This window comes from Micromonospora parva (assembly GCF_000718515.1).
In the GTDB taxonomy this organism is placed as follows: Bacteria; Actinomycetota; Actinomycetes; order Mycobacteriales; family Micromonosporaceae; genus Micromonospora; species Micromonospora parva.
Map to the genome: position 1 here is coordinate 67,685 of NZ_JNZS01000005.1, position 19,452 is coordinate 87,136.

The following is a 19,452-nucleotide window of genomic DNA, read 5'->3' on the forward strand; positions in this document are numbered from 1 at the left end:
ACCAGCTCTGCTGAGTGACACGGCGGGGGACCGGAGACGGTCCCCCGCCGCCGTCGTCGTTCTAGAACTGGTAGGTGCGGGCGACCGCCAGCATTTCCGAGCTGTGCGACCCGACGACGCCGACGGCCGGCGGCCGGGGCCGGAAGCCGGGCAGCGCGTCCAAGCCGTCGCTGGCGTCCATCGCCCGCAGCGCCACCTGCCCGGCGATCGGCCGCACCGCCAACGTGACCTCGATGCCCTCGGCCGGCGGGGCGTGGAACACCAGCCCGAAGCCCCACTTGCCGTCCCGGGGCTCCACCGGCACCGACCGCCCCGCCACCTCGGCGCGCAGCACCGTGGCGGTCGACGTGTCGACGTGCAGTGTGGCGATCCGGGCGACCCGCTGCGGGGTGAGCCGCAGCCGCAGGGTGCGTACGTTACCGGCGGCGGCGTCGGTCAGCACCAACTCCAGCTTCGGCGCCGGCAGGTTCGCCGCCTGCGCCGGGCCGGCCCGCAGCTCAGCGTCGCCGAGCCCGGGGAAGTCGTCGCCGATGTCGGTCACCCCGTCCACGTAACCGTCGGTCCACGGCTGCGGGTCGCTCTCGTGGCTGAGCCAACGGGCCTGGCCGGTGCCGGCGTCCATGGCGTACATCAGGTGGGTCGGCACCGGGTGGGCGGCGTCGAAGCGGTCGACGGCCAGCCCGACCCCGGCGAGCACCACCGCCGCCACGGCGGCCGCGCCGGCCGGCAGCACCGCGAGCCGCCGGGCCCGCAGCGCGAGCATCCCGCGCTGGCCGCCGGCCTGCGGGTGCAGCAGGTCGACCACCGGCAGGGCGACCAGGCCGAGCAGCACCGCCACCAGCGCGGCCACCCCGCCCATCGCCATCCCCAGCGCGGGGAAGAGCAGCACCACGGTGGGCAGCAGGATGACCACGCCGACGGCCGCGGCGGCCGTCACCGCCACCACCGGCCACGGCCCGGTCTGCCGGGTACGCAGCGCGACCAGCCCGCCGACGGCGCCGGCCAGCGCCGGCAGTGTGGTGAGGTACGCCCCACCCGGCACCGCCACGGCGAGCAGCACCCCGAGCACTGCCAGCCAGGCCAGTCCGCCGACGGCGAGCGCGGCCGGGCCGATCCGGCGGCGGGTCAGCGCGTACCAGGCGAACAGGATGGCGGCGGCGAGCGCCACAACGGCCAGCCGGTACCAGATCGGCCGGTACGGGTCGAGCAGCTCCGCGTACCCCGGTCGGATCGTGGTGATCGCCAGCCAGAGCAGTTGGGCGGCGACCGGCGCGGCGATGATCGGCACCAGGGCCAGCGCGAAGCCGGCGGCCAGCCGGCCGGTGCTGGCCCGGCCGCTGCGGCGGGTCAGCCAGGCCAGGGCGGCCACCGCGACCAGCGCGAGCACTGCCGACGGCAGGGTGAGCGTGCCCGGGTAGCGGACCAGCCCACCGGGGACGGGGAAGTAGGTGGCGTCGTGCCCGGAGCGCAGGTCGGTCAGGTCGACGCCGCCGAACTCCCGGGCCAGGCCCAACGCGTTGTCCCCGTGCTGCTGGAGGCTGCCCCGGTCCAGGGCGGCCGGAGTGTCCAACGGCGTGTGGTAGATCGCCCCGCCGTCGATGTACGCCGAGTTCAGCCCGACGAACTTCTGATCGAGGAAGGCGGTGAAGTCGGTGTCGTTGGGCAGCGCACGGTAGATCTCCACAGCGAACGAGGTGCCGACCGGGTGCGGTGCGGCCCGGCCGAAGATGTCCACCAGCTTCGCGTTGTTCCGGGACGTCTCGAACATGATCACCGGCCCGGTGGAGCCCCGCGCCTCCAGGTTGAGCACCACCCCACCGTCGGCGGCGAGCGGATGACTGGCGGCGAACGCGGCGGCCCCGCAGAGGCACGCCTCCTCGGCGTCGGTCAGCACGAAGACGATGTCGTTGCGGGGCCGGGGGCCGGTGGTCAGCGCGCGGGCCACCTCCAGGATGGCCGACGTGCCGGCCGCATCGTCGTTGCCACCCGGCCCGGTCTGCACCGAGTCGTAGTGGGCGACCAGGAAGACCCGACCGGTCGAGTCGGTACCGGGCAGCCGGGCCACCACGTTGCGGACCCGGGCGACCGTCGCGCCGCCCGCCGCGCCGCTGAGCTGACCGGCCTCCGGCGCCACCGTGTCCTGTACCTCGGTCTCCAGGCCCAGCCCGCGCAGCTGCTGCTCAAGGTGCGCCCGGACCTGCTCGTTGGCGGAGCTGCCGGCGACGTGGGACCGGGCGGCGATCACCTGGACGTCCTCGTACGCCCGGTCGGCGCTGAACGCGTCGGCCGGTGCGTCGGTCGGCCGGGGGGTCGGGGTGCGCAGGTCGAGCAGACTGCCGGCGCCGAGCGCGGTCAGCGCGACGAGCGCCGCCGCGGCGGCCACGAGCCGCCGGCGTGGCCGGGTCAGCGCGCGGTCGGCAGGGGGTACGCCCGGAATGGGACGGGGCCGCGTGCCCGTCTCGGCCGGCGTGGTGGATGCGCCCACGGGGACTCCTCGGGGATGGTGGGGCCTGGGGTGGGATCATCCTGCCCGTCGACGGCCGCGGATGGGACGGCCGGTCGCCCGACGTCCACCAACCGCCCGGTTTGTCACGGGGCGGGCAGTGATGCGGCCCATCCCCGCCCGCGCCGCAGGCGTCGTGTTGTGTGCGACCGTTGTCTAATACAGGATCAGCAGGGCACTCGGAAGGAGCCCGACATCACCAGCGAACTCCCGCGTCTCGCGGCGGTGACCCGGCCGCACCGGGGGGCCGGCTTGGCCGGTTCCCCAGTTGTGCCGTACCCGCACGGTGGCCTGGCGCGGCACGCCAACCTGCCGCCGGGTGAGCGGTTGCGGGTGCTGCTGGTGGAGGACGACGAAGGCGACGCCTTCCTGGTCGGTGAGCTGCTCGCCGAGACGAACTCGATGATCGACCTGCTGGTCGCCACCAGCCTCCGGGAGGCCCGGCAGCGGATCGGCGACGTCGACTGCGTCCTGCTCGACCTGGGCCTGCCGGACGCACAGGGCCTGGACGGGTTGCGCCAGCTGCTGGAGATGTCCAGTGGCGCCGCTGTCTGCGTGCTGACCGGCCGCACCGACGAGCACCTGGGCGTGGTGGCGGTCGCCGAGGGCGCACAGGACTACCTGGTCAAGGGCCAGGTCGACGGGGTGCTGCTGACCCGGGCGCTGCGCTACGCCGTGGAGCGTAAGCGCGCCGACGAGAACGCCCGCCGCCTGCGCGAGGTCGAGCTGCGCCAGGCCGAGTCGGCCCGCCTCGAACGTGGCCTGCTGCCCCAGCCGCTGATGACCACCGACCAGGTGGCGGTGCACACCTTCTACCGGCCAGGTCGGCACGCCGCGTTGATCGGCGGGGACTTCTTCGACGTGGTGCAGACGCACCCGGACCGCCTCGACCTGATCGTCGGCGACGTCTGCGGGCACGGGGTGGACGAGGCCGCGCTCGGGGTCGAGCTGCGGGTGGCCTGGCGGGCCCTGGTGCTCGCCCGGGTGCCGGACGACGAGGTGCTGCCCGCCCTGGAGCAGGTGCTGATGAGTGAGCGCCGCCTCCAGGAGATCTTCGCGACGGTGGCCACCGTCAGACTGGATCTGGACGCCAACCGGGCTACCGTCCGACTGGCCGGGCACCCGCCACCGCTGCTGCTCTCCGGCGGTCGGGTCGCCCCGGTGCCCGCCCCCGGCGGCCGGCTGCTGGGCGTACGACCCCGCCGGCCGACCGCCTACGACCTGGAGTTCGACACCGATGACTGGTCTCTGCTGATGTACACCGACGGCCTGATCGAGGGGCGGGTGGATGCCGGCGACGAACGGCTCGACGTGCCCGGCCTCAGCGGGTTGCTGGGCGAGCCAGCCAGCCGCTCGGTGTCGCTGCCCGAGTTGCCGGCCTGGCTGGTCGGCCGGGCCGAGCAGCTCAACGGTGGCCCGCTCGCCGACGACGTGGCCATGCTGCTGGTCAGCCGGGGTGGTGGCCGGTGAAGCCGGTTGTCGGCGGCTGGAGTCTGCGCCGCCGGGTGATCACCCTGCTCACCGTGGTGGGCCTGTTGCTGATCGGCCTGGCCGGCGCGGAGGCGGCGGTGGCCGCCCGCAACCGCACCCAGATCGACGCCGTGCTGAACCAGACCGGTCCGTTGCGGGTGCAGTCGCAGGAGCTGCTCAACGCGCTCCTCGACCAGGAGACGGCGATCCGGGGGTACGCGGTCAGCGGCGACCCGGCCGACCTGACCCCCTACGAGGAAGGGCTGGATCAGGAGAAGAGCGTGGTCGCCTCGATGCGGACGCTGCTCGACGACTATCCACAGATCGGCCACGAGCTGCGGATGGTCGAGGAGCAGACGGCGCAGTGGCGGCAGTCGGTGGCGGAGCCGGTGATCACCACCACCGAGCAGAGCGGCACCCGCGCCGGCCAGGCGTTGGTCACCGAACAGGCCCGGCAGCAGTTCGACCAGGTGCGGTCGGCGGTGAACGACCTCCAGGAGGAGATCCTGACCGCCCGCGAGCAGGCCGCCGCCAACGTGCGCACCAGCAGCAACGTGCTGGTCGTCCTCCTGATCGTGGCCGCGCTGGTGGTGGTCGTGGCCGGGGCGCTGCTGGTGCTCTCCCTGGACCGCATGGTCATCCGGCCCCTGATCGGGCTGGCCGACCAGGTCCGCGAGGTCGCCGAGGGTGACTACCAGCACGGCATCGCCACCACCGGCCCGCCGGAGTTCGTCCGGCTCGGCGAGGACGTCGACGCGATGCGGCAGAAGATCGCCGCCGACCTGGCCGAGGTCCGGGCCGCCCGCGAGCGCATCGAGTGGGTCAACAGCCAGCTCCAGAAGCAGGCCGAGGAGCTGACCCGGTCCAACCGTGACCTGGAGCAGTTCGCGTACGTGGCGTCCCATGATCTGCAGGAGCCGTTGCGCAAGGTCGCCAGCTTCTGCCAGCTGCTCCAGCGCCGGTACGCCGGGCAGCTCGACGAGCGGGCCGACCAGTACATCGCCTTCGCGGTGGACGGCGCGCAGCGGATGCAGCGCCTGATCAACGACCTGCTCGCGTTCTCCCGGATCGGGCGACTCACCACCGGCTTCGTCGAGGTCGACCTCAACAAGGTGATGGGCGACGTGGCCGGCCAGACCGAGGCCGCCCGGCAGTACGCCGACGCCGAGCTGACCTGGTCCGAGCTGCCGGTGATCTCGGGTGAGGAACCGCTGCTCACCAACCTGCTGGCCAACCTGGTCAGCAACTCGATCAAGTTCCGCCGCCCGGACGTGCCGTCGAAGGTGCACATCTCGGCCCGGTTGGTGGGAGCCGAGTGGGAGATCACCTGTCAGGACAACGGCATCGGGATCGAGCCGGAGTTCGCCGACAAGATCTTCGTGATCTTCCAGCGGCTGCACTCGAAGGACGCGTACCCGGGCACCGGCATCGGGTTGGCGATCGTCAAGAAGATCGTCGAGTACCACGGCGGTCGGGTCTGGGTGGACACCGACGTGCCGGAGGGCACCGCGATCCGGTTCACCCTGCCGGCACTCCCCGAGGACGTCGAGGCGGCCGCCGCAGCCGATGCCGCGGCGCAGCCGAACGCCCTGACCGTGGGCGACTCGACGGCCTCGACCGAGGCTCCGGCAGCGCCGACGGAGCAGGCGGGCGAGGCGGACCAGCCGGACCGGGCCGACGAGGCGACGGAAAGCGGTAGAACGGGTGACATGAGGGAGACGGTGGGATGACCGCGCCGGCGGATGGCAAGAGCCCGATCGAGGTCCTGCTCGTGGAGGACGACCCGGGTGACGTGCTGATGACCCAGGAGGCGTTCGAGGAACACAAGCTGCGCAACCGGCTGACCGTCGTCTCCGACGGGGCCGAGGCGCTCGCCTACCTGCGGCAGGAAGGCCAGTACGCCGACGCTGTGGCGCCCGACCTGATCCTGCTCGACCTCAACCTGCCCCGGCGCGACGGCCGGGAGGTGCTGGAGGAGATCAAGAAGGACGAGACCCTGCGGCGGATCCCGGTGGTGGTGCTCACCACCTCACAGGCCGACGAGGACATCCTGCGCAGCTACCAGCTGCACGCCAACGCCTACGTGACCAAGCCGGTGGACTTCGAGCGCTTCATCTCGGTGGTCCGTCAGATCGACGAGTTCTTCGTCAGCGTGGTCAAGCTGCCGCCGCGTGGCTGACACCCTGCTGGACGACGTCGGCGACCTGCTCTGGGAGGCCGCCGACCAGGTCGTGCTGCCCCTGTTCCGCAAGCTCGACGACGACGACGTGTCGGAGAAGGCGCCCGGCGAGGTGGTCACCGTCGCCGACCGCCGGGCCGAGGAGCTGCTCTCGGCGGGGTTGCGGCGACTGCGGCCGGGCTCGATGGTGGTCGGAGAGGAGGGCGTCGCCGACGACCCGGGGTTGCTGCGGCACCTGCGCGACGGCGGGGACGTCTGGCTGGTCGACCCGGTCGACGGTACTGCCAACTTCGCCGCCGGTCGCCGCCCGTTCGCCCTGATGGTGTCGTTACTGAGCGACGGTCGGCCGACCGCCGGTTGGATCCTCGACCCGCTCGCCGACACGCTCGCCGCAGGGTGGGCGGACGAGGGCACCCTGCTCAACGGTCGGCCCGTCGACAGCACGGTGCCGCCGCTCGGCGAGCTGCGCGGGGCGGCGATGACCAAATTCCTGCCGCCGGAGACCCGCGACCGGGTCCGCGCGGGCGGTCAGCGGCTCGGTGAGCTGCTGCCCGGCCTGCACTGCGCCGGTCGGGAGTACCTGGACATCCTCACCGGCGAGCAGCAGTTCGTCCTCTTCTGGCGCACCCTGCCCTGGGATCACGCCCCGGGCACCCTGCTGGTCCGGGCCGCCGGGGGTGTCGCCCGCCGGTTCGACGGCGTCGACTACCACCCCGCCGACGACGGCCGCGGTCTGCTGGTGGCGGCCAACGAGCAGGTCTGGGCCGAGGTGCACGACGCGCTGCTCACCACCTGATCGGCGCGCTGCGCGACCGCGTTGGGACGCTGCGTCGACATCGGGACAGCCCGAGGGTCAGGGGGCTGGTCACCGGCCCGCAGTCCGGTATCGTGACCGGCGGTCTCCGCCAGCAGGCCGCCGACCGGCGTCGCCGTGCAGTGTCAATCGGGGGCCGGCGGTCTACGGAAGGACGCTTTCGTGCCCAGGACCAGGCTCAGCCCGCGGCTCGGTCGCCGCGCTCTGTTCGCCCTGCTCGCCGCCGTCGCGCTGGTGCTCGGCGGTGCCGTTGCGCCCGCGTACGCGGAGCCGGGTGAGGGTGGCAGCAAGAAGCTGCAGGACGCGCTGGAGCTGACCGCCCGGGGGCACATCGAGGCGAAGGCCAAACTGGACAATTCCAAGCGTCGCCAGACGGCGCTGAACGGCGAGCTGACGACGCTGGAGGGTCGGCTGGTCGGGCTCAGCGCGCAGGTGGGTGAGGTGGCCGCCCAGTCGTACCGGGTGGGTCGGCTGAGCGCGGTCTCGATGCTGCTCAACACCGCCACGCCGGAGGCGTTCCTGCAACGCGCCGGTGACCTCGACCTGATGGCCCAGCGGGACAGCAAGCGGCTGCGTGACCTCACCGAGGCCCGGCAGCAGGCGCAGCAGGCCAAGGTCGCCATCGACGCCGAGGTCCGCGAGCAGCAGAAGCAGCTCGCGGTGATGGCGAAGAAGAAGAAGGAAGCCGAGGAAGCGCTGGCCGAGGTCAGCTCCGGCGGCAGCAACGGTTTCAGCGGTGGCAGCTCCGCCTCGGCGAAGCCCGCGCCGCGCAACTCCGACGGGTCCTGGCCGTCGGAGTCCTGCTCGGTGAAGGACCCGACCACCTCCGGGTGCATCACTCCGCGCACCCTCAACGCGCTCAAGCAGACCCAGGCGGCCGGCTACAAGCGGCACGTCTCCTGCAAGCGCAGCGGCGGCAGCGGCGAGCACCCGAAGGGCAGGGCCTGCGACTTCTCGGCCGCCACGAACGGCTTCGAGGACAAGAACGCGACCGGCGGCGACAAGGCGTACGGGGACAGCCTGGCCGCCTGGCACGTGCGCAACGCCGACCGGCTGGGCGTGCTCTACGTGATCTGGTATCGGCAGATCTGGCATCCCGGCACCGGGTGGCGCTCGTACAGTGGTAGCGGCTCACCGGCGGCGTCCCACACGAACCATGTTCATCTCTCGATGTACTGACCCGAAGCACCAGCTTCGCTGCGTACCATCGCGACGATGAGCTCCCCACCGTCCGACGTAGCGGCCCTGCCAGCGCACCCGGCCCCGCCCGTGCCGACAACCGGCCGGGCGCTGCCCAACGGCCTGGCCGCCTTCCTGGTGTTCTTCTCCAGCGGTGCCGTGCTGGTGCTGGAGACCGTCGCGCTGCGCCTGGTCGGCCCGTACGTCGGGGTGACCCTTCAGGTGACCAGCTCGGTGATCGGCATCGCGTTGGCCGCGATCGCGTACGGAGCGTGGTCCGGCGGTTGGCTCGCCGACCGGCGCAACCCACGAGGTCTGCTGGCGCCGGCGTTGGTGCTGGCCGGCATCGCCACAGCTGTCACCCTGCCCGTCGTCCGGTACGCCGGTGAGGTGCTGCGCGGTGGTGCGGCCAGCGGCATCCTGCTGCTCGTCGCGCTGGCGGTGTTCGTGCCAGCCGCGTTGCTGGCCGCGGTCACCCCGTTGGTGGTGAAACTCCAGCTCGCCGACCTGCGTCGCACCGGCCAGGTGGTCGGTCGGCTCTCCGGGATCGGCACCCTGGGCGGCATCACCGCAACCCTGCTCACCGGGTTCGTGCTGGTCGCCGCCCTGCCCAGCACCGTCATCCTGCTGGCCCTGGCGCTCGCGCTCGGGCTGGTCGGCATCGGCCTCGGCTGGTACCTGCGGCGGCAGGAGCCCACCGAGCTGCCCGGTCCGGCCCGGGCCCGGGCCGCGCTGGCCGTGCTCGGCCTGGTCGGGGCGGGTCTGAGCACCGTGGCACCCAACCCGTGCGACATCGAGACGGCGTACCACTGCGCCCGGGTCACAGCGGACCCGGCCCGGCCCAGCGGGCGGACGTTGCTGCTCAACTCCGCCCAGCACTCGTACGTGGACCTCGCCGACCCGAAGCACCTGGAGTACGCGTACACGAAGTGGATCGGCGCGGTCGCCGACGTCGCCACGCCGGCCGGTCAGCGCCTGGACGCGCTGCACCTGGGCGGCGGTGGCTTCACGGTGCCGCGCTACCTGACCGCCACCCGACCGGGCTCCGACAACCTGGTGTTCGAGATCGACGGTGGGCTGGTCGAGCTGGGTGAGCAGGAGCTTGGCGTACGGCCGGGGTCGCAGCTGCGGGCGGTGGTGGGCGACGCCCGGATGCTGGTCGCCGGCGAGCCGACCGACAGTCGTGACCTGGTGGTCGGTGACGCCTTCGGGCACCTGGTGGTGCCCTGGCACCTGGCCACCCGGGAGATGGCCGCCGACGTCCGCCGAGTGACCCGCCCCGGCGGCGTGTACGTGCAGAACGTCATCGACTACCCGCCGCTGCGGTTCATCCGCGCCGAGCTGGCCACGGTGGCCGCCGAGTTCAGGCACGTCGCGTTGATCGCGCCGCCGGAGGCGCTCGCCGAGGAGCAGGGCGCGAACTTCCTCATCGTCGGCTCCGACGCGCCGCTGCCACTGGAGGCCGTCCGGGCTCGGTTGGACGAGGTGGACCCGAAGGTCAGCCTGCTCAGCGGCGCGGCGTTGACGGACTTCGTCGGTACGGCGATGGTGTTGACCGACGACTACGCCCCGGTGGACCAACTGCTGGCCACCGCCTGAACGGGTGACATCCTGACCGATTCCGATCGTCCAGGTGTAGGTGAAGCGTTCCTGGGCAACAACGCTCACCATGGGTGGTGGGGACCGGAACGGCGCGCAGCTGCTCGATGAGCGGTACCGGCTGATCGAGCAGCTCGGCGCGGGCGGGATGTCGGTGGTCTGGCGTGGCTACGACGAGGTGCTCGGCCGCCAGGTCGCGGTGAAGGTGCTGGCCTCCCGGCTGGCCAGCGATCGGGCGTTCCGCCACCGCATCCGGATCGAGGCGCAGGCCGCCGCGCGGCTCTGTCACCCCAACATCACGAACGTGTACGACTACGGCGAGTCCCAGCAGGTCGGGCTGACCGTGCCGTACGTCGTGATGGAGCTGGTCGACGGCGGTTCGCTGGCCACCCGGTTGGGCCGGGAGAGCCGGCTGTCGTGGCGGGAGGCGGTGACCATCGGCGCCGAGGTCAGCTCGGCGCTGGCCACCGCGCACGCCCGCGGTGTGGTGCACCGCGACGTGACCCCGGGCAACGTCATGCTCACCTCGACCGGGGTGAAGGTGGTCGACTTCGGCATCTCCGCGCTCGTCGGGGAGAGCGAGAAGGGCCCGGACGGCGCGCTGTTGGGCACTCCCGCGTACCTCGCCCCGGAACGGCTGGACAACGGCCAGGTCTCCCCGGCCACCGACGTGTACGCCGTGGGGCTGCTGCTCTACCGGATGCTCACCGGCCGGCTGCCGTGGCAGGCCAGCACCACCACCCAGATGCTGCGCGCCCACATGTACAACGACCCGGACCCGATGCCCCCGGTGCCGGGCCTGCCGGACGAGGTGACCGACCTGGTCCGGCGGTGCCTGGCCAAGCAGCCCGGTGACCGCCCGCCGACCGCCGAGCTGGCCCGGACCCTCGCCGAGTCGGCCGGGATGCTCGCGGCGGTGCCGGTCTCGCCGGCCGCCGGAACGGTGGACCCGGAGACGCTGGCCAGCGCGGGCACCACGATCCTGCCCTGGTCCGCGGCGACCGACGCGTTGCCGTTGTCGCGGACCCGCAACCGGGCCCGGCGGGGGCACCGGCGTCGTCGGCGGGTGGAGGCCGGGGTGGCCGCCGTCGGGCTGATCGCGGTCACCGGGGCGATGTGGGGGTTCACCTCGCGCAGCCCGGCCAGTGGTGGGGACCGGCCGACCACCGAGGCGCGGATGGGTCTGCCGACGACGGTGCCCTGCGAGGTGGCGTACGCGCTGCGCAGCGACTCCGGCAAGGACTTCGCCGCCGAGCTGACCCTGACCAACAGTGGCAAGCAGGAGTTGCGGGACTGGACGATGAGCTTCACGTTCCCCGGCCAGCAGACGGTGACGAAGGCGGATCCGACGCCGGTGCAGCAGCAGGGGAGGACCGTGCTGATCCGACCGGCGGCGCAGCGCACCACGCTGGCGCCCGGCGCCGCCGAGAAGCTCACCCTCACCGGGAAGTACAGCGGCGCGAATCCGCTGCCTGTCGAGTTCCGGCTCGGTGACACGACCTGTGGGGTGCGTGTCTCCGGGGTGGCCGGCAGCATGCCCGTCACCGTCGCGCCGACCAAGGCGGCCACCACGGCGAAGGCTCCGCCGAAGAAGACGACGGTACGCAGCGGTGGCGGTTCGGGCGGCGGCGCGACGAAGGCGAAGCCGCCGAAGGCTCCCGCGAAGCCGGGCAAGGGGAAGGGCGGGGGTGGTCCGGGAAAAGGCTGAAGGACCCCGGTGGCCACCCGGTGAAGGTCACCAAGGGCCACGGCCGCGACACCTGACCGGTCAGCGCAGCCCCGCGAACCGCTGCACCTGGTCGATTCCGCCCTCGACGATGAGCACCCCGCCCTGCGGAAGCGTGGTGTCGTCGGAGGTGTACCGGAAGCGTTCGCCCGGCAGCTTGGCGCCGACCACGCGTATCCCGTAGCGCTCCTCCGGTCTCAGGTCGATCAGGGTGCGCCCGACCAGGGATTCGGGCACCCGGACGGTGGCGATCGCGAAGTCGTCGTCGAACTCGATGAAGTCGAGCAACCGGCTCACGATCAGGTGGGCGACCCGGTCCCCGGTCTCGGCCTCCGGGAAGATCACGTGGTGCGCGCCCACCGACGCCAGGATCTTGGCGTGCTTCTGCGAGGTGGCTCGGGCCCAGATCTGCGGCACACCCAGCTCGACCAGCGCCAACACGGTGAGCACGCTCGCCTCCACCGAGGCCCCGATGGCCACCACGGCCCGTCCGAAACCGGTGATGCCCAGTTGCCGCAGCGCACCGTCCTCGGTCGAGTCTGCCTGAACCACCCGGTCGAGCTGCGCCGACCAGCGCTGCACCTTCTCCGGGCTGCGGTCGATGGCCAACACCTCACGGTTCATCCGGCTCAGCGACCCGGCCAGGTGGCAACCGAACCGACCCAGCCCGATCACCACGATGCCGCCGTTGTCCGCCTGTCTAGCCGACACCTCGGACCTCCCGCCTGCTAGCCGACAATTGGTTGCTCCTGTGGATAGCGGTAGAGCCGGCGTCGGGTGTTCAGGGCGATCGCCGACCCCAGGGTGAGCGTCCCGACCCGGCCGATGAACATCAGCACTGTCAGCACCAGTTGGCCACCGGCCGGCAGGTCGGCCGCCAGGCCGGTGGTCAGGCCGGTGGTGCTGAACGCGCTGGTGACCTCGAACAGGGCCGAGACGAAGCGGACGCCCTCGGTGAGCAGCAGCAACAGCATGGTTCCGGCCGTCACCAATGCGACACTGAGCAGCGCCACCGTGACCGCCTGCCGTTGGCTCGCGGTGGCCCCCCGCCGGTGCCCGATCGTCACGTCGGGCTCCCCCCGCAGTTCCGCCCAGATGGTGAACGCCAGCAGGAAGAACGTGGAGACCTTGATGCCTCCGGCCGTGCTGGCGCTGCCGCCGCCGATGAACATCAACACGATCAGCAGGGGATAGGTCTCCTCCTGGAGGGCGGCGATGTCCAGGACGCTGAAGCCGCCGGTGCGGCTCAGCGCGATCTGGGTGAACGACGCCAGGACCTTGCCGGCCGCGTCGTACTGGCCGATCGTGTCCGTGTTGGTCCACTCGGCGGCGAGCAGGCCCGCGAAGCCGACCAGCAGCAGCACCACGCTGCCCCAGATGGTCAACTTCGTCGCCACCGCCCAGCGCGTCGGCTGCCGCCACTCGCGGACCGCCTCGAACAGCGCGGGAAACCCGAGACCGCCGATGATCGCGCCGAGCGCCAGGGGTAGCGACACCCATGGGTCACGGCTGAAGGCCAGCAGGCCGTCGGTGTAGAGCGCGAAGCCACCGTTGTTGAACGCCTGCACGGCGTGGAAGACACCTGACCAGAGGGCCTGCCCGAACGAGTAGTCGTAGGCCAGCCAGAGCCGACCGGTGACCAGCACTGTCATCACCGCCTCGCAGGCGAAGACGGTCAGCGCGATCCGGCGGAGCAACCGGCCCACCTCGGCGATGCCGAACTCCGCCGTCTCGGCCTGCACCAGCAACCGGTTGCGCAGCCCGAGTTGACGGGAGACCACCAGGATGACCAGCGCCGCGACGGTGAGGATGCCGAGGCCGCCGAGCTGGGTGAGCAGGGTGATCACCACCAGGCCCCAGCCGGACCAGTAGTTCGGCGTGTCAGTGATCGCCATGCCGGTGACCGACACGGCCGAGGTGGCGGTGAAGAGCGCGGTGACCACTGGCGCGTGCTGGTGCTCGACTGTTGCCCAGCGGGCCATGAGCAACCCGGTCCCGAACAGGATCGGCACCAGGAACGCGAACGGCACCAGCCGCACGGGATTGCGGAGAAACCGGCGCACCAGACAATCTTCCTGTCCGCCCACGTCTCTGGAGCGGGAACGGACATTCCGGAGATTCACCTGCCCCCGCCGACGCCGCCCGCCCGGCACGAACCACGACGGGCCCGGCGGCGGCCGAATGGGGCGAATGGCGCGGGGCGACACACGGTTCGGGTGGTCCGTGGAGGTTCGGGCCATCGAGGACGTGGGCTCCCGGCTGGTAGTGCAGGCCGTTGTAACCCTTGGCCACCTCATTCCTGTTACTTGTGTGTTTCCGCCACATAGCTCGTGGGTGACGTCACTTCTAGCGTGGGCCGTCACAAAGAAGTTCTCTCCCTCCGAGTCCTCATGTGGAGTCGCAATGACGGTCCGGACGACGCGGCGGGTGTTCCTCTCCGCCGCCACGATGATGGCCGCGGCGTTGGCCGCCACGGCCTGTGGCAGCCCGCAGGACACCGCCACCGGCGGCGGCGACAGTGCCGCGCCGGTCAAGGTCGGCCTGGTGTACTCCCAGTCGGGAGCCCTGGCCAGCTACGGAAAGCAGTACATCGAGGGGTTCAAGGCGGGGCTGGACTTCGCCACCGAGGGCACCGGCAAGGTCGGTGACCGGAAGATCGAGGTGACCGAGGTCGACGACGCGGGAGACCCCGCCAAGGCGGTCTCCGCGGCAAAGGACCTGATCGGTAAGGGCACGAAGATCATCGCCGGTTCCACCGCCTCCGGCGTGGCGCTCCAGGTCGCGCCGATCGCGGCGCAGAACAAGGTTCTGTTCATCTCCGGCCCGGCCGCCACCGACGCGGTGACCGGTGCGAACAAGTACACGTTCCGCTCCGGCCGGCAGTCCTACCAGGACGTGGTGACCGCCAAGTCGTTCATCGGCGACCCGACCGGCAAGAAGGTGGTGGTCTTCGCCCAGGACGGCGCGTTCGGCGACGCCAACGAGGCGGCCGTCAAGGCCGTCATCGGTAGCGCCGGTGCCACAGTGAGCAGCGTCCGGGCCCCGGCCAGCGCCACCGAGTTCACCCCGTTCGCCAGCCAGATCAAGGCGGCCAAGCCCGACCTGCTCTTCGTCGCCTGGGCCGGCACCACCGCCCCGGCCATGTGGCAGACCCTCGACCAGCAGGGCGTGCTCTCGTCCACCACTGTCGTCACCGGCCTGGACATCCGCGCCTCGTGGCCGACCTTCGGCGCCGCCGGCGCGAAGATCTCCTTCCTGTCGCACTACTTCGACGGCGCCAGCGACACCGAGGCCAGCAAGGCGCTCAAGGCCAAGGTGAACACCATCGACCTGTTCCACCCGGACGGTTTCGCCGCCGCCCAGATGGTGGTCCGCGCGGCGCAGGAGGGCGGGGACGACGTCGACAAGATGGTCACCGCGCTGGAGGGCTGGAGCTTCGACGGGGTCAAGGGCAAGATGACCATCCGCGCCGCCGACCACGCTCTGCTCCAGCCGATGTTCCAGGCCAAGCTCACCGGCAGCGGCACCGACTTCACGGCGACCGCGCAGAAGAGCCTCACCGGTGACGAGTCGGCGCCGCCGGCCGTGGCGATGAAGGGCTGATCCATGCTCGCCACCCGTGGTCTGACCTGGCGGATCGGTGAGGTCGCCATCGTCGACAGCGTCTACCTCGACCTCGCGCCCGGGGAGTTCCTGGGCGTGATCGGGCCGAACGGCGCCGGCAAAACCTCACTGTTCAACCTGATCACCGGCCTGCGTCGGGCCACGGAGGGCCGGGTCACCCTGGACGGGCAGGACATCGGCGCGCTCGCGCCGCACCGGCGGGCCCGCCTCGGCCTGGGTCGTACCTTCCAGGCGTCCTCGGTCTTCGGCTCGCTGAGCGTGCGGGAGAACGTCCGGCTCGCCGTGCAGGCGCACCGCGGGGGTTCGATGGCACTGTGGCGGCGGGCGGCGGCCGACCGGGAGGTCGCCGCCGCCGCCGACGCGGCGCTCGACCGGGTCGGCCTCGCCCACCGGGGTACGGCCCTCGCCGGCACCCTGGCCCATGGTGAGAAGCGCAAGTTGGAGATCGCCCTGCTGCTCGCCGGTGAACCGCGGGTGATGCTGCTGGACGAGCCGATGGCCGGGGTCAGCGCCGAGGACGTGCCCGAACTGGTCGCCGTCATCAAGTCGTTGACCGGCGACGGCGGCCGGGCGGTGCTGATGGTCGAGCACCACATGGACGTCATCCTGGAGTTGGCCGACCGCATCGCCGTCATGCACCACGGCGCGCTGCTGGCCTGCGACACCCCGGAGACGGTGATGGCCAACCCCACTGTGCAAGAGGCCTACCTGGGGGAGTCGCTCTAATGGAACCCGTTCTCAGTGTGGAGGACCTGTCGGTCCGGATCTCCGGGCTGCACATCCTCCAGGGGGTGTCCTTCACTGTCGCCCCGACCGGCGTGACCGTCCTGCTCGGCCGCAACGGCGTCGGCAAGACCACCACTCTGCGCGCGATCGTCGGCCTCACCCCACCCACCGGGGAGGTGCGCGGCACCATCCGGATGGGTGCGCAGAGCCTGCTGGCCCGGCCCACGCACCGGCTGGTCCGCGGTGGGCTCGGCTACGTGCCCGAGGACCGCTGCGTGTTCGCCGGCCTCACCGTCGCCGAGAACCTGCGGCTCGCCGAGCGGCGCGGCACCACCCCGGCGTACGACAAGGTTTTCGCGCTCTTCCCGGAGCTGGACCGGCGCGGACGGCAACGGGCCGGTTCGCTCTCCGGAGGGCAGCAGCAGATGCTCGCCATCGGCCGGGTGCTGCTCAACGACAACCGGCTGCTGCTCGTCGACGAGCCGACCAAGGGGTTGGCCCCGAAGGTGGTGACCGAGGTGGCCGAGGTGTTGGAACGGGTCGCTGAGTCGGTGCCGGTGCTGCTCGTCGAGCAGAACCTGGCAGTGGTCCGTCGACTGGCCCGCGACGCGGTGGTGTTGGCCGCCGGAAAGGTCGCCTGGACCGGCGACGCCCACGAGCTGCTGTTGGAGACCGCGTTGACGAAGTCGTTGCTCGGTGTCGGCTCGGCGGAGGTGTCCACGCCGAGCGCGAGGAGTGAGCTTGCGAGCCCCGCAGTCGCGAGGAAGGACCAGCTCTGATGGGGACCGTGATCCTGTTGACGTTGACCGGGCTGGGCCTGGCGGCGCTGTACTTCCTGGTCGCCTCCGGTCTGTCCCTGGTCTTCGGCCTGGCCGACGTGTTGAACTTCGCGCACGGGCTGTTCCTCGGTGTGGGCGCGTACGGCACCTGGTGGGCGGCGGGCAACCTGCCGGGCGCCGGCCCGGACGGGTTCGGCTTCGTGTTCGCTGTCGCCTTCGGGGTGGCCGCCGGCACGCTGGTGGCGATCCTGGTCGAGCTGGTGCTGATCCGCCCGTTGTACTCCCGCACCATCGAGCAGGTGCTGGTCACCGTCGGCCTGTCCCTGGCCGGGGTGGCGTTGTTGCAGGCCACCTGGGGTGCCGACGCCCGGCCGTTCCCACGTCCGGACTGGACCCGGCAGGTGACCGGGATCCTCGGCGCGCAGGTGCCCAACGGTGGCCTGCTGCTGATCATCGCGGCGGTGCTGGTGCTCGGTGCGATCCTGGCGTTCCTGCGCTGGACCCGGTACGGCCTGGTGATCAGGGCCGGGGTGGAGAACCGGGAGATGGTCACCGCGCTGGGCATCGACGTCCGCAAGGCGTTCACGCTGGTCTTCGCGATCGGTGGGGCGGCGGCGGCGCTCGCCGGCGCGCTCGGCGGGGTCTACTTCGGCACCGTGTCGCCCGGGCAGGGCGGCTCACTGCTGATCTTCGCGTTCATCGTGGTGGTGATCGGCGGGATGGGCTCGGTGGTCGGCTCCGCGTACGCGTCGGTCGTGGTCGGGCTGGTGCAGCAGTTCGTCAACTACTACGGCACGTCCGGGCTGGGCGACATCTGCGTGGTCGGGCTGCTGGCCGTCGTGCTGCTGCTCCGCCCACAGGGCATCGCCGGAAAGGTGGCAACGGCATGACGGTGATCGACGCGCCTCGGGCGCAGGTGCCCGACGAACTGAGTCCGCAGCGGGGGCGGTGGCACCGGGTCCGGCCGTTCCTGCCGCTGGTAGCGCTGGTGGTGCTGGCCATCCTGCCGTACTCCACGATCTCCCTGCCCGGGATCTTCGAGGGGCCGGTCAACTCGCCGGGCACCCTGCAACTGCTCGCCATCTGCCTGATCTTCGGCGGGTTGGCGGCCGGGTACGACCTGCTCTTCGGCCGTACCGGGATGCTCTCCTTCGGGCACGCGCTCTACTTCGCGGCCGGCGTCTACGGCACCGACATTCTCGTCACCCGGGCCGGTCTGCCGCTGTGGCAGGCGGCGTTGCTGACGATCACCGGCGGCACCATCCTCGCCGCGCTGCTCGGCGCGGTGGCGCTGCGGACCGTGGGCATCGCGTTCGCCATGGTCACCCTCGCGTTCGCCCAGGTCGGGGCCATCCTGGTGGCCCGCGACTTCGGTGGGCTGACCGGCGGCGAGGAGGGCCTGCCGCTGGACGTGTCCGGGTTGCCCGCCGGGCTGGTGGGGGTGACCAACACGGTCAATCTGTACTGGCTGGCACTGGCGTACCTGACGCTTGTGGTCTTCGTGGTGCACCGGGTGAGCGGGTCGCCGACCGGGCGGGTGCTCGCCGGGCTGCGCGACGACGAGCGGCGGATCGGTGTGCTCGGGCTGGACCCGTACCGCTACAAGCTGGTGGCGTTCACCCTGGCCGGCGGCTTGGCGTCGGCGGGCGGGGTGGTCTACGTCCTGATCGTCGGCGGCGCGTCGCCGCACATCACGTCGTCCGAGCTGACCCTGTCGCTGCTGGTGATGGTGGTGCTCGGCGGGCCGGGCACCCGGTGGGGGCCGGTGCTCGGCGGTGTCCTGTACATGTACCTGGACCACCGTCTCACCGCGTTCGGCACCAGCGACGCGGTGGACAACCTGCCGGCCGTTCTCAGCCGTCCGTTGAGTCAGCCGCTCTTCGTCCTGGGCACGGTCTTCATCCTGGCCGTCTACTTCTTCCCCGGCGGCATAACCAGCCTGGCCCCCCGCCTGTCCCACCTCACCCGCTCCCTCCGCCCCCGCTCCCCCCGCTAACCCCACCTCCTGCTCGTCGATCATGAAGTTGTGGCCATGACACGCCGTGGCGGATGGCGATAACTTCATGATCGACGAGGTGCTGCGGATGGGGAGGTAGGGGAGATGGACTCGCGGGTTGCGGTTGTCAGCGGGGGCGGGACCGGGATCGGGGCGGCGGTGGCGGGGGCGCTCGCCCGGGATGGGTACGACGTGCTGATCGTCGGGCGGCGGGCCGACGTGTTGGCGGATGCCGCTGCGCGGATCGCCGCCGAATGCGGTCGGCCGGACGCCGTCACCGCCGTGACCGCGGACCTGACCGACCCGGAGCAGCTGGACCGGGTCCTGGCGGCGGTCGACGGTCGGCCGGTCGACGTGGTGGTCAACAACGCTGGCGGCTACCTGAGCGGGGACACCGACACGCTGGCCGGGACGGCCGCGTACTGGCGGGCCAACCTGGACGCCAACGTGCTCACCGCGGTGCTGCTGACCGAGGCGCTGCGCCCGGCTCTGCGTCGACCCGGCGGGCGGGTGATCCTCATCAGCTCGATCTCCGCGCAGCGGGGCGGCGGTGGGCCGTACTCGGCGGCGAAGGCGGCCCTGCACGGCTGGGCGTACGACCTGGCGGCGCAGCTCGGTCCGGAGCAGATCACCGTCAACGTGGTCAGCCCCGGCTACGTCGCCGAGACCGAGTTCTTCGGTGACCGGATGACCGCCGAGGGGCACGCGAAGCGGGTGGCGGCGACCCTGGTCGGGCGGGCCGGGCTGCCGGACGACATCGCCGAAGCGGTCCGCTATCTCGCCAGCCCGTCGGCCGGTTTCGTCACGGGTCAGGTCCTGGGCGTGAACGGCGGCTCGGTCCTCGGCCGCTGACCGGG

Annotated in this window: 16 protein-coding genes; 13 read left to right on the plus strand and 3 right to left on the minus strand. The window is 71.8% G+C overall.

Features of this window, described 5'->3' with window-relative positions; all coding sequences use genetic code 11:
- Positions 1-61: 61 nt before the first annotated feature.
- The gene (locus IF22_RS0107295) at positions 62-2,485 is read right to left on the minus strand and encodes a M28 family peptidase (RefSeq protein ID WP_387219823.1); all 2,424 of its coding nucleotides are present in this window, start codon (positions 2,483-2,485) and stop codon (positions 62-64) included.
- A 288-nt stretch (positions 2,486-2,773) separates the two neighbouring features.
- On the opposite strand from IF22_RS0107295, the gene IF22_RS0107300 reads away from it, so the two are divergent.
- From IF22_RS0107300 to IF22_RS0107330, 7 genes are all read left to right on the plus strand, one after another.
- The gene (locus tag IF22_RS0107300; RefSeq protein ID WP_051708243.1) at positions 2,774-3,973 is read left to right on the plus strand and encodes a PP2C family protein-serine/threonine phosphatase; all 1,200 of its coding nucleotides are present in this window, start codon (positions 2,774-2,776) and stop codon (positions 3,971-3,973) included.
- Positions 3,970-5,703, plus strand: a complete 1,734-nt coding sequence (locus IF22_RS0107305; RefSeq protein WP_030329775.1) for a sensor histidine kinase — start codon at positions 3,970-3,972, stop codon at positions 5,701-5,703. The genes IF22_RS0107300 and IF22_RS0107305 overlap by 4 nt, the downstream gene beginning before the upstream one ends.
- Positions 5,700-6,152 (plus strand): response regulator, encoded by a 453-nt coding sequence (locus IF22_RS0107310; protein ID WP_030329776.1) that lies wholly within the window; start codon positions 5,700-5,702, stop codon positions 6,150-6,152. The genes IF22_RS0107305 and IF22_RS0107310 overlap by 4 nt, the downstream gene beginning before the upstream one ends.
- Positions 6,145-6,948: an inositol monophosphatase family protein gene (locus IF22_RS0107315; protein ID WP_030329777.1), complete on the plus strand. Its 804-nt coding sequence runs from the start codon at positions 6,145-6,147 to the stop codon at positions 6,946-6,948. Before IF22_RS0107310 ends, IF22_RS0107315 begins: the two co-directional genes overlap by 8 nt.
- 180 nt (positions 6,949-7,128) lie before the next feature.
- Positions 7,129-8,145: a coiled-coil domain-containing protein gene (locus tag IF22_RS0107320; RefSeq protein ID WP_030329778.1), complete on the plus strand. Its 1,017-nt coding sequence runs from the start codon at positions 7,129-7,131 to the stop codon at positions 8,143-8,145.
- A gap of 36 nt (positions 8,146-8,181) precedes the next feature.
- Positions 8,182-9,744 carry a fused MFS/spermidine synthase gene (locus IF22_RS0107325; protein ID WP_030329779.1) on the plus strand — a complete coding sequence of 521 codons (1,563 nt, stop codon included), beginning with the start codon at positions 8,182-8,184 and terminating at the stop codon, positions 9,742-9,744.
- A gap of 70 nt (positions 9,745-9,814) precedes the next feature.
- Positions 9,815-11,452 carry a serine/threonine-protein kinase gene (locus tag IF22_RS0107330; RefSeq protein ID WP_030329780.1) on the plus strand — a complete coding sequence of 546 codons (1,638 nt, stop codon included), beginning with the start codon at positions 9,815-9,817 and terminating at the stop codon, positions 11,450-11,452.
- A gap of 60 nt (positions 11,453-11,512) precedes the next feature.
- On the opposite strand, the gene IF22_RS0107335 is transcribed toward IF22_RS0107330, so the two are convergent.
- Together IF22_RS0107335 and IF22_RS0107340 are read right to left on the minus strand one after the other, a co-directional pair.
- A complete protein-coding gene (locus IF22_RS0107335; protein ID WP_030329781.1) occupies positions 11,513-12,181 on the minus strand; it encodes a potassium channel family protein in 669 nt (222 codons plus the stop codon).
- 17 nt (positions 12,182-12,198) lie between these two features.
- Positions 12,199-13,533 carry a TrkH family potassium uptake protein gene (locus tag IF22_RS0107340; RefSeq protein WP_030329782.1) on the minus strand — a complete coding sequence of 445 codons (1,335 nt, stop codon included), beginning with the start codon at positions 13,531-13,533 and terminating at the stop codon, positions 12,199-12,201.
- Positions 13,534-13,873: 340 nt separating this feature from the next.
- Between IF22_RS0107340 and IF22_RS0107345 the strand changes: the two genes are divergently transcribed.
- The 6 genes from IF22_RS0107345 to IF22_RS0107370 all read left to right on the plus strand — a co-directional run bounded on the left by IF22_RS0107345 (position 13,874) and on the right by IF22_RS0107370 (position 19,447).
- Positions 13,874-15,073, plus strand: coding sequence for a substrate-binding domain-containing protein (locus IF22_RS0107345; RefSeq protein ID WP_030329783.1), 1,200 nt, complete (start codon positions 13,874-13,876; stop codon positions 15,071-15,073).
- Between the two features lie 3 nt (positions 15,074-15,076).
- Complete coding sequence (locus tag IF22_RS0107350; protein ID WP_030329784.1) at positions 15,077-15,820, plus strand: ABC transporter ATP-binding protein; 744 nt, start codon at positions 15,077-15,079, stop codon at positions 15,818-15,820.
- A complete protein-coding gene (locus tag IF22_RS0107355) occupies positions 15,820-16,599 on the plus strand; it encodes an ABC transporter ATP-binding protein (RefSeq protein ID WP_036411002.1) in 780 nt (259 codons plus the stop codon). The genes IF22_RS0107350 and IF22_RS0107355 overlap by 1 nt, the downstream gene beginning before the upstream one ends.
- Positions 16,599-17,489 carry a branched-chain amino acid ABC transporter permease gene (locus IF22_RS0107360; RefSeq protein ID WP_030329786.1) on the plus strand — a complete coding sequence of 297 codons (891 nt, stop codon included), beginning with the start codon at positions 16,599-16,601 and terminating at the stop codon, positions 17,487-17,489. Before IF22_RS0107355 ends, IF22_RS0107360 begins: the two co-directional genes overlap by 1 nt.
- Complete coding sequence (locus IF22_RS0107365) at positions 17,486-18,595, plus strand: branched-chain amino acid ABC transporter permease (protein ID WP_030329787.1); 1,110 nt, start codon at positions 17,486-17,488, stop codon at positions 18,593-18,595. Before IF22_RS0107360 ends, IF22_RS0107365 begins: the two co-directional genes overlap by 4 nt.
- A gap of 105 nt (positions 18,596-18,700) precedes the next feature.
- The gene (locus IF22_RS0107370; RefSeq protein ID WP_030329788.1) at positions 18,701-19,447 is read left to right on the plus strand and encodes an SDR family NAD(P)-dependent oxidoreductase; all 747 of its coding nucleotides are present in this window, start codon (positions 18,701-18,703) and stop codon (positions 19,445-19,447) included.
- Positions 19,448-19,452 lie beyond the last annotated feature (5 nt).